This window comes from Photorhabdus sp. RM323S, from assembly GCF_042879375.1.
GTDB classification, from domain to species: Bacteria; Pseudomonadota; Gammaproteobacteria; order Enterobacterales; family Enterobacteriaceae; genus Photorhabdus; species Photorhabdus tasmaniensis.
Genome location: NZ_JBHFKZ010000031.1, coordinates 13286 through 29084, shown reverse-complemented (window position 1 = coordinate 29084; position 15799 = coordinate 13286). Strand labels below are relative to the sequence as shown.

Sequence of the window (15799 nt, the reverse complement as noted above, 5' to 3'; positions counted from 1 at the left end):
CTCCATGAGCGACATTGCCAGAGAAATCACACCGGTTAATATCGAAGAAGAGCTGAAGAGCTCGTATCTGGATTATGCGATGTCTGTTATTGTCGGGCGCGCATTACCAGATGTTCGAGATGGACTGAAGCCGGTACACCGTCGCGTACTTTTCGCAATGAGTGTACTGGGAAATGATTGGAATAAACCCTACAAGAAGTCTGCCCGTGTTGTCGGCGACGTTATCGGTAAATACCACCCACATGGGGATGGCGCGGTCTACGATACGATTGTTCGTATGGCTCAACCGTTTTCCCTGCGCTATATGTTGGTCGATGGTCAGGGTAACTTTGGGTCAGTCGATGGTGACTCAGCTGCGGCGATGCGTTACACCGAAGTGCGTATGTCGAAAATTGCCCATGAGCTGCTGGCGGATCTGGAAAAAGAGACTGTCGATTTTGTGCCGAACTATGATGGTACAGAGCAGATCCCGGAAGTGATGCCGACCAAAGTACCTAATCTGCTGATCAACGGCTCCTCCGGTATCGCAGTGGGTATGGCGACTAACATTCCTCCCCATAACTTATCCGAAGTTATTGATGGTTGTCTGGCTTATATTGAAGATGAAAACATCAGCATTGAAGGGCTGATGCAGTATATTCCTGGCCCGGATTTTCCGACTTCCGCGATCATTAATGGTCGTCGAGGTATTCAGGAGGCTTACCGGACTGGCCGCGGTAAAATTTATATCCGTGCCCGTGCTGAAATCGAAGTTAATGAGAAAAATGGCCGTGAAACTATCCTGGTTCACGAAATTCCTTATCAGGTTAACAAAGCCCGCTTGATTGAAAAAATGGCCGAGCTGGTGAAAGAAAAACGCATCGAAGGGATTAGTGCTCTTCGTGACGAATCTGATAAAGACGGTATGCGGATTGTGATCGAAGTGAAACGTGATGCGGTGGGTGAAGTGGTTCTGAATAACCTCTATTCCCTGACTCAGCTTCAGGTTTCTTTTGGTATTAACATGGTGGCTCTGCATCAGGGGCAACCAAAGCTGCTGAATCTGAAAGATATTCTTTCCGCGTTTGTCAGCCATCGTCGCGAAGTGGTTACCCGTCGCACCGTTTTTGAATTACGTAAGGCCCGTGATCGTGCCCATATTCTTGAAGCATTGGCGGTAGCGCTGGCGAATATCGATCCGATTATCGAACTGATCCGCCGTGCTCCGGCACCGGCCGAAGCAAAAGCGGCGTTAGTTGCGCAGCCGTGGGAATTAGGCAATGTTGCTTCCATGCTTGAACGTGCCGGTGATGATGCTGCCCGTCCTGAATGGCTGGAACCCCAATATGGCGTGCATGAAGGTAAATATTATCTGACCGAGCAACAGGCACAGGCAATTCTGGATCTGCGTTTGCAAAAACTGACTGGCCTTGAGCATGAAAAATTGTTGGATGAGTACCGTGAATTGCTGACATTAATCGGTGAATTAATGTTCATCCTGGAAAACCCGGAGCGCCTGATGGAGGTGATCCGTGAAGAGCTGCTGGCAGTCAAAGCGCAATATAATGACGCCCGCCGTACTGAAATCACGGAGAACACCGCTGATATCAATATCGAAGATCTGATTAATCAGGAAGATGTTGTTGTTACGTTGTCACATCAGGGGTATGTCAAATATCAGCCACTGTCTGACTATGAAGCGCAACGCCGTGGTGGTAAAGGGAAATCCGCAGCACGTATCAAAGAAGAAGATTTCATTGAAAGGCTGCTGGTGGCGAATACTCACGATACGATCCTTTGCTTCTCCAGCCGTGGCCGCCTGTACTGGATGAAAGTTTATCAATTACCTGAGGCCAGCCGTGGTGCCCGTGGCCGTCCGATTGTTAACCTTTTGCCGCTGGAGCAAAATGAGCGAATTACTGCGATTTTGCCAGTGCGTGAATATGAAGCAGGGCTGTATGTCTTTATGGCTACGGCCAGTGGGACAGTGAAGAAAACGGCATTACAAGATTTCAGCCGTCCGCGCAGTGCCGGTATTCTCGCGGTTAACCTCAATGAGGGTGATGAGCTGATCGGCGTTGACCTGACTAACGGCAGTAACGAAGTCATGTTGTTCTCCGCTGATGGTAAAGTTGTCCGCTTTGAAGAGGACGCTGTTCGTTCAATGGGGCGTACAGCCACCGGTGTACGTGGTATCAAATTGAGTGGCGAAGACAAAGTTGTTTCCCTGATTATCCCGCGTGGAGAAGGGGAGATTCTGACAGTCACTGAAAACGGTTACGGCAAACGTACCGCTGAAAACGAGTATCCAATCAAATCCCGTGCAACTCAGGGGGTTATCTCAATTAAAGTCAGCGAGCGTAATGGTAATGTGGTCGGCGCAATTCAGGTTGAGCCCACTGATCAGATTATGATAATTACCGATGCTGGCACATTGGTGCGTACCCGAGTATCTGAAGTCAGCGTTGTTGGCCGGAATACTCAGGGGGTAACACTGATCCGTACCGCTGAGGATGAGAAAGTTGTCGGTTTGCAGCGGGTTGCTGAACCGGAAGATGATGAAGATGGGCTGGCAGAAGAAGGGGAGGCGTTGGAAAACGATAATACCCATTCACCTGATGCTGGCAGCAGCGAGTCAGCTGATCCGGTTTAAGTGAAGACATTTTTTCACTCAATTAAGAAACAGGTACTTCGGTGCCTGTTTTTTTTTAAAGATTTTGATTAATATCGAAATATGCAACAGGTGATTCTTTGTGATCCTTGAACTCTGGTATATCCTGTCATTCATTACGTTGAATGATGTTCGTTGTTATCAGGTAGCCTTTTGAGATATCTTTCTTCTTTTCGTACATCACTGAAAATATCCCGTTATCTTTTCCGGGTGCTTGGCTTTATGCTGTGGGCATTGGGCGCTTTATTAACGGCTTTTTACCTGGTGAATATTTTTAATGAAGTAAAGTCTGATGTCCGGCAAGAATACAATGCTAATTATGATTCCACACTCTCTTATGTGCGTCATACCGCAAGTATTCTGCGGGATATTCAATATATGACAGAAAAGCATTTGCTGAATTCTAATGAAAAAATTGCTATCCTCGATTTTCCACATAATAACCCGGCGTTTTCTTACCATCCTTTGAATCAAAGTGCTGATTGCCATACCTTTCGCAAAAATACTCATAGTTATTTAAATTCGTTGAATAACCTGATCTTTTACTGGAAAGATAATCTTGCCGCTCCTCAGGGTTTGAATCAGGTTTTTCTGGTGGGAACGAAAAGTATGTGTATGGTGAATTTTTCTATTCGTAATACTTCAACTGAACTTGATACGCTGAAAAAAATAGTCTATGAAAACTCACGCAGACTGATTAGCCTGAAAGATCAGGGTAAAGAACGAAATGTTTATTGGGTTACGTCTGGGGCAAGATCTGATAGTGGCCATCTCTATGTATTGGCACCGGTATATGTCAATGGTCAGATGGTTGCAATGATAGGTATTGAACAGTTCATCAGATTAGATACTTTTATTCAAAGACAAGACCGTCCGATTTCAATAACCTTATTAAATCGCAGTAATCAACCTGTTTTGCACTACCCGGCAAATGATGAGTACCAACTTCATTATGCCGATTATCAGCTGGAAGCACCTTATTTTGGCTATGATGATAATTTTACTGATTTATTGTTAAAACGCCGGCTAATGCCATCTTCATTCAGTATCATTTATGCGCTTCCACTGAAAAACATTTTCGAGGGTTTTAAGCTACAGATTATCAGCAGTATTGTGCTTAATGTACTGTCTGCTTTTGTCATTATTATTTTGGTGTATCTGTTTGAGCGCAAGATGTTTGTTCCGGCTGAGGAAAATGCCATTCGTCTGGAGGAGCATGAACAGTTTAATCATAAAATTGTCGCTTCAGCCCCGGTTGGCATCAGTATATTGCGGGTAAGTGATGGCAGTAATATTCTGAGTAATGAGTTGGCACATAATTATTTGAGAATGCTGACTCATGAAGACCGGGAACGTATTATTCATATTATTTGTGACAGAACCAGCAGTTATGTTGATGTGGTAACCAGTAATCATCATCATTTGCAAATCAGTTTTGTCCATTCCCGCTACAGAAATGAAGAGGTGGCAATTTGTGTATTGGTTGATATCAGTGTTCGTGTACGGATGGAAAAATCATTACAGGAAATGGCATTAGCATCGGAACAGGCTAACTATTCTAAATCGATGTTTTTAGCCACGGTCAGCCACGAATTGAGAACACCTCTTTACGGTATTATTGGCAATTTGGAGTTGTTACAGGCTCATTCATTGCCGGCTGAGTCTGTCCGTTTGTTATCAACAATGAGTAACTCTTCAGCTCTGTTGCTGAAAATTATCAGTGATATTCTCGATTTCTCAAAGATTGAATCTAAACAGCTCAAAATTGAATCCAGAGAATTTTCCTGTCAGGAAGTTATCTCTCATGTTATTTCTAACTATCTGCCGTTAGTAGTGAAAAAGCCGTTGACCTTATATTGTTATATCGAACCGGATGTACCGGATTATATCCGCAATGATCCCGTTAGATTGCAGCAGGTCATATCTAACTTGTTAAATAATGCGATTAAATTCACTGATACCGGGTGTGTGATTATTCATGTGACAGTTGATAGCGATTACTTGTACGTCAGAATAAAGGACACGGGAGTCGGTATTTCTGATAAGGCGCTGGTTCAGTTATTTGATCCGTTTTTTCAAATAATGCCCAATACGGAAAGCTCATCTCAGGGAACCGGTCTTGGCCTGGCGATTTGTGAAAAATTGATCAACCTGATGGATGGTGATATTGAGGTGATTTCACAGCCCCAGATAGGCAGTATGTTCTCTATCCGTTTACCTTTATACAACGCGCAATACAGGCCGAAAATTCAGTTAATGAATCAGTGTCAGCAAAAGCAAAAAGTTATCCTGGCTATACGTAATCTTTATCTTGAGGATTTTTTACAGCGTTTTCTGATTCATTATGATTTACAGATTGTTTTATATAATGGGCAGAATACAGATGGCTGTGAAATTATTATCAGCGATTTCCCTGATGCCGTGACTTCCCCAACATATGCTTGTGTTGAGTTATCGACGGACTATATTGGCTCGCCGGAACAAATCAGAAAAAGCTATTGGCTGCATAATACTTACCATTTGCATGATTTACCTATTCTGATTGAAAGGCTGATTTCACCCGGTAACAACGAGGTGTTGAATACGGCATCGCTTGTTTCACCGGCAAACACCCCATTTGATGCGATTACCCAGTTTAATACTATTATGGTTTTGGTAGTGGATGATCATCCTATTAACCGCCATTTATTGACTGACCAGTTGAAATCTATTGGTTTTCAGACAGCAATGGCGAATGATGGATTAGATGCGCTGGAGTATTTGCAGAAAGGGCATGTTGATATCATTCTGACGGATGTCAATATGCCTAATATGGATGGTTACGCGTTGACAACGCATTTACGGAATGCAGAGTGTAAGCTGCCGATTATTGGTATTACGGCAAATGCACTTGCAGAAGAAAAGCAACGCTGTATTGATGCAGGAATGAATGACTGTTTGTCTAAGCCTGTTTCCCTGATTACGCTTAGACAAATACTGAGCGGAGTCAGGAATATTGGTGCCTGAAATAATGCCCGGTACAAGTAGCCGCCGGGCATCAGAATGGCTTTCATTTTAAAATAACGGACCGTATTTACTGAATATGATCATCCGTATTGATAGCGACAGAAGCAAGATAATTGAGTAGCGCAATATCGTTATTGACCCCCAGCTTTACCATTGCTGATTTTTTCTGGCTGCTGATTGTTTTGACACTGCGATTGAGTTTTTTGGCAATGTCTGTTACCAGGAGGCCTTGGGCAAACAGGCGTATGACCTCGCTCTCTTTTTGTGATAATGGTTTGTCGCCGTAGGGGGTTTTCGTCACTTTCTTCAATAGTTCGGAAACGCTCTCCGGTATAAATTTTTCCCCTTGTTTCAGGGCGGTCAGTACATCAGGTAAATCTGTTGGTGCCCCTTGTTTTAAGACTATTCCTTCAATATCAAGTTCAAGTACCGCACTTAAAATTGCTGGATTATTGTTCATAGTCAGGACAATGATGGATAACTTGGGATAATGGCGTTTGATATATTTAATCAAATTGATGCCATCACCATAGGTGTCGCCAGGCATGGATAAATCAGTGATCAGTACGTTTGCTTTAATACAGGACAGATTGCTGATCAATGTAGTAGAGTCTTCGGACTCGGCTACAACGTTGATCCAGTCAAGCCGTTCAAGTGATTTGCGGATGCCAAACAGAACAATTGGATGGTCATCAGCAATAATGACATTAAGGTTATTCATCTTATTTAGTTACCCTGCTGCAATAGCCTTTTGACGATGGCATCAATGTGACTAATGCTATTTTTAATTTCTATTTTGTTACTGTCTGTTATGCGTTGTTCCAGTGTTTCGCAAGAAAGTTTGAGGAGTTCCAGGTCTAACATAGCAAAGACGCCTTTCAGGCGGTGTGCTGTTTGCGAAAGTGATACCAAATCATATTGCTCTATATCAGTATACAGTTTATTAATATCTATCGGTACTGTCTCGATAAATAATTGTCGGTAATCGCTATTAGCCAACTGTTTTTGATAACTATTTATCACATTGTCAAAATCGTAATCAGGGTTTTTATCGTTAAACACTGACATTTCTGAATCGACATCCAATTCGTTAAAACTGAAGCTTCTCTCAATTAATAGCGAAATGGCATGGATAACAGCTTCGCTTAGATTGTAATTACACCGAATATAGTCAGGTTTTATCTGCTCAAAGCCAGCCAGATTATCAACCAATAATATAGTCGATTTTGCCGAGCTATACGGTTTATCGGTCAATATGATATCGTATTCTCTGCTCATATTTTCTTTCTTTTTATCAAAGTAAGCCGCGCCATAATGATTCAGGTGATTCTGTGTAATCTGACAGATTTCAGTATTGCTGATATCCAGCAAAGCGGTAATGTCTTCCAGTAGCTGTGGGCATTGGTCTTGGCCGATGACCAAAGGTAGACTGATAGTGTAATGTGTACCAAGGCTGGGTTTGCTGTTTATAGTAAAATGGCCATTTAATTTTCTACACAATTGATTACATAGATAAAAGGTCATTCCTGAATTAGATTGATATTTATCACCGGTTGTTTTGATTAAAAATGGGTAATTCAAATTGGTCAATTCTTTTGAGTTAAGTCTGGAACCTGTATCTATTACTTCGATCTGGATGTGATCTTTGTATTCCTGAGAATAGTTAACTATGAGTGATATTTTTCCATAAGATGTGGTCGTTATTGAATAATTAACCAACATCAAGATGATTTTACGCATGATTGAGCCATCACCAATGAATATAGATTCAGGGTTAATATTACAATGATAATAATAATTCAACCCTTTATTATTCATCTTTGGAAATACTTCTTTAAGAATATCTTCTAATGTGGATGACAATGAAAATGACTCATTTTTTGCTTGCCAGTCACCTGATTCTAATTTATTGAGTAATGAGATATTCTCGACCCAATCGGATATATATGTGGATTTAGCTAATAAATTGTCAACGATACGATCACTATTTTCTTCTATAAGCATTGGTTTCAACTGGTAAGCGATGTTATTTAATTCTTTTATTGATTGTTTTAACTCAGAACGAATGTTAGTCAGCATAAAACGCCGGGCTTGTACGCTTTTATCGTGTTCCAGATGAGCAAGTTGTAAACGTCTGTTAATTAATGCTTCTTGGTCTTTATCTTGCAGTAAAAACAGATAAGTCTCTGGCAACAGGTGGATGCTGTACACTTTAATTTCATAGACTGCATCGTCAATTGATGTCTGAATGACGCCATGATGCTGTTTTGCCATCATTTTGATTTTGTCTAAATCGATATCAGGCAACAGATGATCGGCAATATTATTACTCATTATTGTCTGATTTATTGAGAAATCATAAATCAGTAAGCCAATTGGGATGTTGGAGATAATTTCGTGACTTAACGCATCCTTGATTTGTAGCTCGTGATTCATCAGTGCATTTGGGGCAATATATTTTCTGCGAATGTAAATAAGTCCACCTAAGGACAGGATAATAAAGATTGAATCAGTCAGTAATAACCAGATGTTTCTGTATAATAAATCGATCAGTAAATCTTTGAGTGATATCCGATACAGTAGTTTGTATTGTGTACCCTTGAGCGGTTGAGAAAATTCGAGCCAGAAGCCATTTTGTGAGATATTCACTTTATTAGTTTCCTGGAGATTTTGTGTGTCGTCAGATAATAAGCTGAAGCTTTTTGCCGCCATATCCATAGGAAGAAGATGACAAATAGGCAGATCAAAAGCGATAACGGTTGCCAGTTGTCCGGGTGAATTGAATGTTGCCCGGTAAGTATAGAAATAGATATTCTCGCCACTGAGCTTGCGGATTGATGAAATATTTTCCCGTTCATCTAACGCTGTGGATTGCATCAGCATTTCTGAACGTTTCGATTCGGCAGTCAATGTTAGATAACTTTCTTTGAATTTTAATTCTGGTTTAAGAATAGAATAAGTTGTTATCAGAAACAGATTGTTATCTTTACCATTCAGATAGTACATCGAGTTGTATTCATTGCGGGCACCCCACAGAATCTCCATATAATTGGAAAGGCGCTGCGTCAACTCAGCACTTGCAGCGCTATGGTGACCAAAGATAATGGTATCGACAGTTTGATAACGACTCTCAAGCCAGTAAACATCAGGCCGTAGCTTCATTGGCGCAACCGGTTCCTGCGGTTTAAAAGATGAGAGATTGGCTTGTTCAAAGATAGCATTAGCGTGGTAACGATAATCTTCTATCTGTAATACTATTTTGGTTGAAACGCTATTCAGCGCATACTTTTTTCCCATCAGCCAGGCGTTGAAGTAGTTATAGCTGTATAAAAACAGCGAAACAAAAAGCAGAACAATGAACAGGCCATAGTAACGGTTTATCGTTGATGAATTAATAGAAGATTGTTTGTTATACATTCGTTGCGTAAAAGCCTTAATAATTGCTTGGCTGTGCTAGCGAGCTTGTTAAGTTGGTGAATCTAATGATCCGATGTATTTATGTTAATTCTAGCAGGATCAGGGCAGGGAATGATATTGTCGATCGTGGATTGAGCAAACAGTAAAAAAATCACAGAATTTTTGCGATAAAGACTAGACATATTATCATGCTATAGAGCATAATTCTGCGCCATGGAAGGATGGCCGAGCGGTCGAAGGCAGCGGTCTTGAAAACCGCCGATGGGAAACCATCCTAGAGTTCGAATCTCTATCCTTCCGCCAAATATTGACCTCATGCATACCAAGTGTGCATGAGGTTTTTTCATTTTGGGGTGCCATTCAGATAATTATTAATCCATTTTCATGACAGTATTGAACAATGAGTAACTGGATATGAAAGTTTGTAACCTGGTTAATCTGCGACCTATCAAGTCTCAAATATTGAGTCTATGTAGCGATTTTTGTGTACTGGTTATATCCACGATTTATTGACAAGAATGGTTTGCCAGGACAGATTCTTATGCAATAAAACCGTGGAAATGGTAAGAAATCAAACTTTTTTAATCAGCCTTAATCAGCATCGTTACGGCAGTTCCGAACATAATGACAGCGGCGCCCCTAAATAAAATCCGTTGTGCCCGTTCGCTTGATAATGAATGTCGAATACTGAGAGCGCCGAGGATAAATACGGCTCCTACGCTGAGTAACACCAGAACAGTCAGTGGCACTAACATGAGTCCCCAGTTTTGCAACGAGATAGATTCCATGTTAATGACTAAAGGTAATAGTGCAAGATAGAAGGCAATGGTTTTAGGGTTGCTTAACGTTAGAGTGAGACCAGATAACCATGCCGCTACCAGTTCCTTTTTCTTAATGGGTTGGTCTTCATCAATGGGTTGATGATTTGCAAACCAGAACTGCCATGCCAAATAGCCCAAATATAATGAGGCACCCCATCTTACAGCAACAAATAAGGTGTCAAAGCTGTTCGCAATAATGGATAAGCCAAAGACGGCAAAAGACAAATAAGTGAGATCGCCAATAATCAAGCCAAGCAACACACTAAATCCTACTAATGCACCATTACTAACGCTTCTGGCAACCAGAGCTGTCATAGCTGGCCCTGGTATGGCAGCTGCAACAGTCAGTGCCGCTGTATAGGTTAATATTTGTGACACTTCTAGCATATATTTCCTCTCAACATAACATCTTGAAATAATAAAACACAAAAATGTCACTTGCGTATGCAAGTGACTGGTAAGGATTTTAGTATAGACGACAATGACGTTTTTCTAACACAGATTGCCTTAAATTTGACACATTTTTATGCAAAATAGTTAAGGCGTTTTTATTAATTGTCGAATGACTTCCCGGGAAAAAACCATATCCTGGACAGCCAAACCGACGGATTGGAATATCGTCACACCCTGATCGGACAAATTGGGATTAGATTGAGAAACCGTACCAATTTCTATCCCAATGGTTGACTCGCTGAGAATGCCTTTTTCTCGTGCCTTAATGACAGATTGCGAGGCAGCCAGTACCGATTCGTTGGAATCGGTAAACAGGGTTGTATTGCTATACACATCTTCGTGCAGTTCCTGGAACCCCAGAGCCGAAGCGCCAATGGCGTTGACATGGCATTTAGCCGGTAGCTCTTTTCTATTGAGTATCGGGTCTCGTGATGCTGTGGTTGTGCAAATAATGTCACTATTGAGCACCGCCTCAGCAGGCGAGGCTTTGATCGAAATAGCAAGGTTGAGAGTTTTATCACACCATGTGGCAAACTCACGGCATTTTTCTTCACTGCGACCCCATAGAGTGATTTCCTTAATCGGGCGTACATATAACATGGCTTGCAAATGGGCTCTTGCCTGTAGGCCAGTGCCAAGTATCGCCAACCGGCTGGCATCTTTTGCAGCGAGAAGATGGGTTGCATAGGCAGAAGCGGCTGCGGTACGAATTTCGGTGATAGCGCCGGCATCTACGACAGCCATACCTGAAACACCTGGCTCGTCGTAAACCAGCACGCTACCAACGTGTGAAGGTTTATCACCATTGCTTTGAAATTTCACCACCACCGACTTTAACCCAAATCCTTTATAGGGCCCTTCCTTTATATAAATTGGCATGGTGCCCATTAAGCTGCCGTCTTCGCCTTTCACGATATTGCGTAAAGGTTGCTCTACTTTCCTTTCCGATTGCAATTTAAAGGCTATTTCACTTAGCTTAAGACTAAGTTCCATCGTCAAATAACGTACAACGGCTTCTTTATCGACATAAAGCATATTGATGCCTTTTAATATCAATGATCAATTAGAGGTCACCCAGCTTGAAATTATCATCAATTTCAGTTCCGGCAATGCTATTGAGAATGGTAGACATATTCTTTTGAGAAACACCTAACACAACATCCAACATATTCTCTTTACTGAAACCACGGCTTAAGAACAAATCAATGGCACTTCTTTTCAATTGTCCCCGGCAATAAATAACCTCTACAGTGAATTCACGCAGTGCTAATAATCGTGGGGAAAGATCATCAGTTTTTTCAATTAATGCTTTAACCGTTTTTTTATCCACGCCATTATGAACTGCAATAAAAGCATGTGCCTGAACGGTATAGTCACAACCATTTTCTATTCCCGTTGTAATCCACACTACCGCTTTTTCTTCTTCATTGAGTGAGCTATCAATAAATAAGTCATGTGCTCGTTGATAAGCTGCTAATAGTGAAGGAGATTCTGACATATAACCACTTTGGTTAGGTACCCAGCCAAAATCATCAATGGAACTCTGAAGTAATCTCTTGCTCTTTTCAGGTGTGGTAGTAATTGAGTGTAAAGTAAGTAAAGACATAATAACCTCCGTATATCGAAATTTTAAATAGATCTATATAGTTGCATATTTCAGAGCGATATTGGCTCTTATGCAGATGTAAATACTGACCAAAGCATTTTAATTGGTCGAATATGAGAAATAAATTTTAGTTTGTGTAATTTTGCTGCCACTTCTGTTGTTAGTGCGGCATCTACCTCTGAATTGGCAACCGCTTTCGCGGCTGAACTTGTTGAGTCTTTAAAAATGATATCGGCTATTTTCAGGTTATCAGGCAACAACTCTGGGATTAACGCCTTTGGGGCCGGATGAGTTGCAATGATTATATTATCTTTAGTTAATTCGTCACGAATAGCGATACCATAATTCGGTGTGTAATTTAAAAATGCAGCCGATAAATTAAATCTATTGTCCATATAAAACTCACTAATATTGTAATAAGCATTGGCTACCACCAATGCCTGGCAGCTCTTTAAAATAATCTGACTGCTGGCTTCTTCGTAAGTATTACATAGAACAACTTGATAACTTTTGGCTATTTTATTCTCAATTGCAAACTCACCAAAACGGATAGCGGATTGCTCACTACTTGTACCTGACGGCCCTAAAGTCGCTATATTTAAAACATCAAATGTATCTTTGTCGAAACTAAAAAAAACACATTCCATGGTATCTCCTGGAATTACACTAATAAATCGGACTTAACCAATGTGAAAACTCACCGATTCTGCCTCTCACTATTTCTTGATAATCTTTAGCGATAATATTGGCTATGGAATCTTCTTTTTGAATATAGGATATATTGTCTATTTGTGAAACAATTGATATTTCAATGCCGGTACCTGTTAAGAAACAGGCATCTGCTTCATAGAGATCCTTTTGTTGAACTGTTGATTCAATACAGGGAATATTGTGGAATTTACAAATATCGAAAACAGATTGTCTGGTTATACCATTAAGAATGCCAGAGTCAAGCGATGGTGTAATAACACAATTATCTTTAACAATAAAAACGTTTGAGGTACTTGCTTCTGCACACACGCCTTGTTCATTCAGCATAATCGCATCATCAAAACCATGTTCTTTGGCATCTTCGTAAGCCAGTGCAGAATTAACATAGGTGCCAGTAATTTTTGCAGAAGAGGGAATTGCTGCATTCGATACACGCCGCCATTTTGAAATAAGACACTTAAATGCTGTTTTTTTAGCATAAGCGCCCATAGGTAACGTATTAATACAGAGGGTTGAGTCTACACCACTTAACTTAACGCCAAATTTTTCACCAGGCATTAATGACTTTTTAAGCGCCAATGGTCTTATATAGATGTCTTGTTTAAATCCGTTTTTAATAATGATATTTTTGGTAATATCGGTCAATTCATGACTGGTATAAGGTAATTCAATTTTCAGTGTTTTTGCCGATTGAATTAACCGCTCATAGTGCTCATGTACTCTAAATAAATTGAGTTGGTTATTATCCTGATCCCAATAAGCCCGTATCCCTTCGAATATACCGGTGCCATAATTTAAAGCTTGGGTACTTGCGAGAAAGGTTGCGCTGCTAAAATTGATATATTCTCCGTCGAGAAATACGATCCAATCTTTATGAACCGGACTGACGATATTGGTTGTCATTTAGCTGCCCTCTTTTTCATGATTTCTAAAGCTGAATTTCGCTCAATATTGTTGCTATCATTTCTCAGGTCATGGATCCGTGCGGCTTTCCAGCTGACCATTGCCGCTGTGCCAATCAGTCCGCCGACATCACCGACATGCACATTGACCTTCATATTGAACTTGGATTCCATTTTTTCCTTTATTTTACTAATGAGTGACGCATTATTTAATTCATCACTTGGCTCTAATGTTATTTTCAGTTCATCTGTACCAGATGTATTGTTGATTTCGATAAAGTATTCAAAACAATATTCAAGCTCCTCAAATACTGCGTTTTCAATATCAAAAGCGTACACATTGGCATTGTTCAACACTAATACATCTTTTACTCTGCCGATAGGCTCGATTTCCCAGCGATCTAAGCCGATTGCTTTGCATCGAACCATATCCCCGGTTCTGTATCGAATCAGTGGCTTATTCCCTTTATATAAGTGTGTAATCACTAATTCGCCGGCAACGTGGTTATCATCAACATTTAATTTTTGATGAGTAAAAGGACAAATCAGCTCATAGTAATTATTGAATGGAATAGTAATAAGCTTATTAGTATCGTTGCAAGCGGCTAAAATGGAGGTTTCTTGCGATGCATACATGCAGTTGTAAATTTTAGCTCCCCAGTTGCGGGATAAGTTTCTTAATCTGTTTGGCGTAATAAGTTCGCCGAGCACTAAAATGATTTCGATACCTAATTCCTGTGGATTACATCCATTGTCCCGGCAATATTTTAGCAACTCAGCCGCGACCGCAGGGGTACAAACTAAAGCCGTTATTTTGAGATCTTGTATCAGCCTTAGCACTCTGTGCATACCGACAACAGGCGAACGAGGCCACATTTTGATGACGGTATGTCCTAAACTGCGAAATACATCTTCAAATGTATCGCCGGTGGAATGCAATTCTGTTGGCCCCATGACACCAATAATATGCTGTTTACCTTCTTGATTAAAAATAGACTCATATTGCAGTGTCAGAAAACTATTATTCACTAAAGAATCTATTTCATTGCGGGGACAAGGTGTTGAAGGCCCGGTTGTACCTGTTGTTTCATAATATATCCAGGCGTTATTCAGGCTATCAGAAGAGATGGTGTTCCCTGCTTTACTTAAATCTGACTTTGTTGTAAAGGGAAGTTTTTCAATGAGTGAAGATAGGTTATCATCATCATTCGAGTTTATTGCATTCAGACGCTCATTATAGAAAGATGATCCATCTTTTGCATAATTGATGATTTCTTTCAATTTTTTATGTTGTATTTTTTCCAGTGCAGATACATCTATCTCGCCAGACATATATTGCTTTAATTCAGCCAGATATTTCAGCCCTGATTCATGAAGCTCGTTTCTAAAAATAGAATACATAATAGGTTACCTGTAAAGTGGTAAGTTGCCAGTGAGTTTATTGATATCTTTCTTTGGTCCAACTATGCCAATTCCAGATAGCTTCAATTCATCCGAATGTTCAGCAGATAATTTCCCTTCATATTCCTCATATGTTCTGCATGATTGAGCCAAACAAGAAAAAGGGCTCAACTTAAAATTAGCATCAGATTTTAATTTATGATGAATAGCATCCAGGACATCATGACTTGCTTTCAAAATAGGCAGCGGCGTTTTAACCACACCGGGATAACAAATGCTGTCTTTACTAAAAACATCGTGCCCGACGATGCCATTAATCGTCTTACCAATTGAAACACTAATGACACTTAAAGCATTCATTGCCAAACCAAGTGGCAGGCTATCAGCAATAACGACTACGCTTTTATGCAGACTTTCGTCAAACTCCATACTACTTTCCTATTAACTGTGCAAAATTGATTAATTTATTTCTGTCAATAATAATATCCGAAACGGTCCATGTACTGATTTCTTTCCATAGCACCGCGCCTTTTACATGATCCGGATGATTTATATATATATTCAAGTCTTCATAACTTTCAAAGTAACCAACTAAACTAAAATCAACCGATTGCTTTCTATCTACCGTACTGCGACCACAAAACCAACCTTTAATTTCACTTATCTCATTTATATGATTTAAGGTCACTTTCTCTGCTAATATAGCCTTTTCACTATCCCAGTTTATTCCATCCTTGAAGGTAAAAAAAACTTGATGTGCAATTAAGTTATTTTTGCCCAGCATAATTTACCTCATAATTAATAATTTGAGTTATAATAACATGTAGAAATG

Annotated in this window: 12 protein-coding genes and 1 tRNA gene; 3 read left to right on the top strand and 10 right to left on the bottom strand. The window is 40.3% G+C overall.

Going from position 1 to position 15799, the window contains the following annotated elements:
- Positions 1–4 precede the first annotated feature (4 nt).
- Positions 5–2632, top strand: coding sequence for a DNA topoisomerase (ATP-hydrolyzing) subunit A (gene gyrA / locus ACGF7G_RS13700; RefSeq protein ID WP_387466188.1), 2628 nt, complete (start codon positions 5–7; stop codon positions 2630–2632).
- 171 nt (positions 2633–2803) lie between these two features.
- On the top strand, positions 2804–5656 hold the full coding sequence (gene rcsC, locus ACGF7G_RS13695; RefSeq protein WP_387466186.1) for a two-component system sensor histidine kinase RcsC: 2853 nt from the start codon (positions 2804–2806) through the stop codon (positions 5654–5656).
- Between the two features lie 67 nt (positions 5657–5723).
- Here the strand turns inward: rcsC and rcsB are convergent, their stop codons facing one another.
- Together rcsB and rcsD are read right to left on the bottom strand one after the other, a co-directional pair.
- A complete protein-coding gene (gene rcsB, locus ACGF7G_RS13690; protein ID WP_387466184.1) occupies positions 5724–6377 on the bottom strand; it encodes a response regulator transcription factor RcsB in 654 nt (217 codons plus the stop codon).
- Between the two features lie 5 nt (positions 6378–6382).
- The gene (gene rcsD, locus ACGF7G_RS13685; protein WP_387466182.1) at positions 6383–9073 is read right to left on the bottom strand and encodes a phosphotransferase RcsD; all 2691 of its coding nucleotides are present in this window, start codon (positions 9071–9073) and stop codon (positions 6383–6385) included.
- Positions 9074–9288: 215 nt separating this feature from the next.
- Here rcsD and ACGF7G_RS13680 point away from each other — a divergent pair.
- Positions 9289–9376 (top strand) — tRNA-Ser (locus tag ACGF7G_RS13680).
- A 278-nt stretch (positions 9377–9654) separates the two neighbouring features.
- Here the strand turns inward: ACGF7G_RS13680 and ACGF7G_RS13675 are convergent.
- The 8 genes from ACGF7G_RS13675 to ACGF7G_RS13640 all read right to left on the bottom strand — a co-directional run bounded on the left by ACGF7G_RS13675 (position 9655) and on the right by ACGF7G_RS13640 (position 15751).
- Positions 9655–10281, bottom strand: coding sequence for a LysE family translocator (locus ACGF7G_RS13675; protein WP_387466180.1), 627 nt, complete (start codon positions 10279–10281; stop codon positions 9655–9657).
- Between the two features lie 150 nt (positions 10282–10431).
- Positions 10432–11382 carry an ornithine cyclodeaminase family protein gene (locus ACGF7G_RS13670; protein WP_166295985.1) on the bottom strand — a complete coding sequence of 317 codons (951 nt, stop codon included), beginning with the start codon at positions 11380–11382 and terminating at the stop codon, positions 10432–10434.
- A 28-nt stretch (positions 11383–11410) separates the two neighbouring features.
- On the bottom strand, positions 11411–11953 hold the full coding sequence (locus tag ACGF7G_RS13665) for a carboxymuconolactone decarboxylase family protein (protein WP_387466178.1): 543 nt from the start codon (positions 11951–11953) through the stop codon (positions 11411–11413).
- 68 nt (positions 11954–12021) lie between these two features.
- Complete coding sequence (locus ACGF7G_RS13660; RefSeq protein ID WP_133814672.1) at positions 12022–12600, bottom strand: prephenate decarboxylase; 579 nt, start codon at positions 12598–12600, stop codon at positions 12022–12024.
- A gap of 19 nt (positions 12601–12619) precedes the next feature.
- The gene (locus ACGF7G_RS13655) at positions 12620–13567 is read right to left on the bottom strand and encodes a branched-chain amino acid transaminase (RefSeq protein WP_387466176.1); all 948 of its coding nucleotides are present in this window, start codon (positions 13565–13567) and stop codon (positions 12620–12622) included.
- Complete coding sequence (locus ACGF7G_RS13650) at positions 13564–14967, bottom strand: phenylacetate--CoA ligase family protein (protein WP_133814674.1); 1404 nt, start codon at positions 14965–14967, stop codon at positions 13564–13566. Before ACGF7G_RS13650 ends, ACGF7G_RS13655 begins: the two co-directional genes overlap by 4 nt.
- A 6-nt stretch (positions 14968–14973) precedes the next feature.
- Positions 14974–15396: a DUF2000 domain-containing protein gene (locus ACGF7G_RS13645; protein ID WP_133814675.1), complete on the bottom strand. Its 423-nt coding sequence runs from the start codon at positions 15394–15396 to the stop codon at positions 14974–14976.
- Position 15397: 1 nt separating this feature from the next.
- Positions 15398–15751, bottom strand: a complete 354-nt coding sequence (locus ACGF7G_RS13640) for a Dabb family protein (RefSeq protein ID WP_387466173.1) — start codon at positions 15749–15751, stop codon at positions 15398–15400.
- Positions 15752–15799 lie beyond the last annotated feature (48 nt).

Coding starts and splice junctions, on each gene's coding strand:
- gyrA (WP_387466188.1), top strand. CDS start 5: ATGAGCGACATTGCCAGAGAAATCACACCGGTTAATATCGAAGAAGAG.
- rcsB (WP_387466184.1), bottom strand. CDS start 6,377: ATGAATAACCTTAATGTCATTATTGCTGATGACCATCCAATTGTTCTG.
- rcsD (WP_387466182.1), bottom strand. CDS start 9,073: ATGTATAACAAACAATCTTCTATTAATTCATCAACGATAAACCGTTAC.
- ACGF7G_RS13675 (WP_387466180.1), bottom strand. CDS start 10,281: ATGCTAGAAGTGTCACAAATATTAACCTATACAGCGGCACTGACTGTT.
- ACGF7G_RS13670 (WP_166295985.1), bottom strand. CDS start 11,382: ATGCTTTATGTCGATAAAGAAGCCGTTGTACGTTATTTGACGATGGAA.
- ACGF7G_RS13665 (WP_387466178.1), bottom strand. CDS start 11,953: ATGTCTTTACTTACTTTACACTCAATTACTACCACACCTGAAAAGAGC.
- ACGF7G_RS13660 (WP_133814672.1), bottom strand. CDS start 12,600: ATGGAATGTGTTTTTTTTAGTTTCGACAAAGATACATTTGATGTTTTA.
- ACGF7G_RS13655 (WP_387466176.1), bottom strand. CDS start 13,567: ATGACAACCAATATCGTCAGTCCGGTTCATAAAGATTGGATCGTATTT.
- ACGF7G_RS13650 (WP_133814674.1), bottom strand. CDS start 14,967: ATGTATTCTATTTTTAGAAACGAGCTTCATGAATCAGGGCTGAAATAT.
- ACGF7G_RS13645 (WP_133814675.1), bottom strand. CDS start 15,396: ATGGAGTTTGACGAAAGTCTGCATAAAAGCGTAGTCGTTATTGCTGAT.
- ACGF7G_RS13640 (WP_387466173.1), bottom strand. CDS start 15,751: ATGCTGGGCAAAAATAACTTAATTGCACATCAAGTTTTTTTTACCTTC.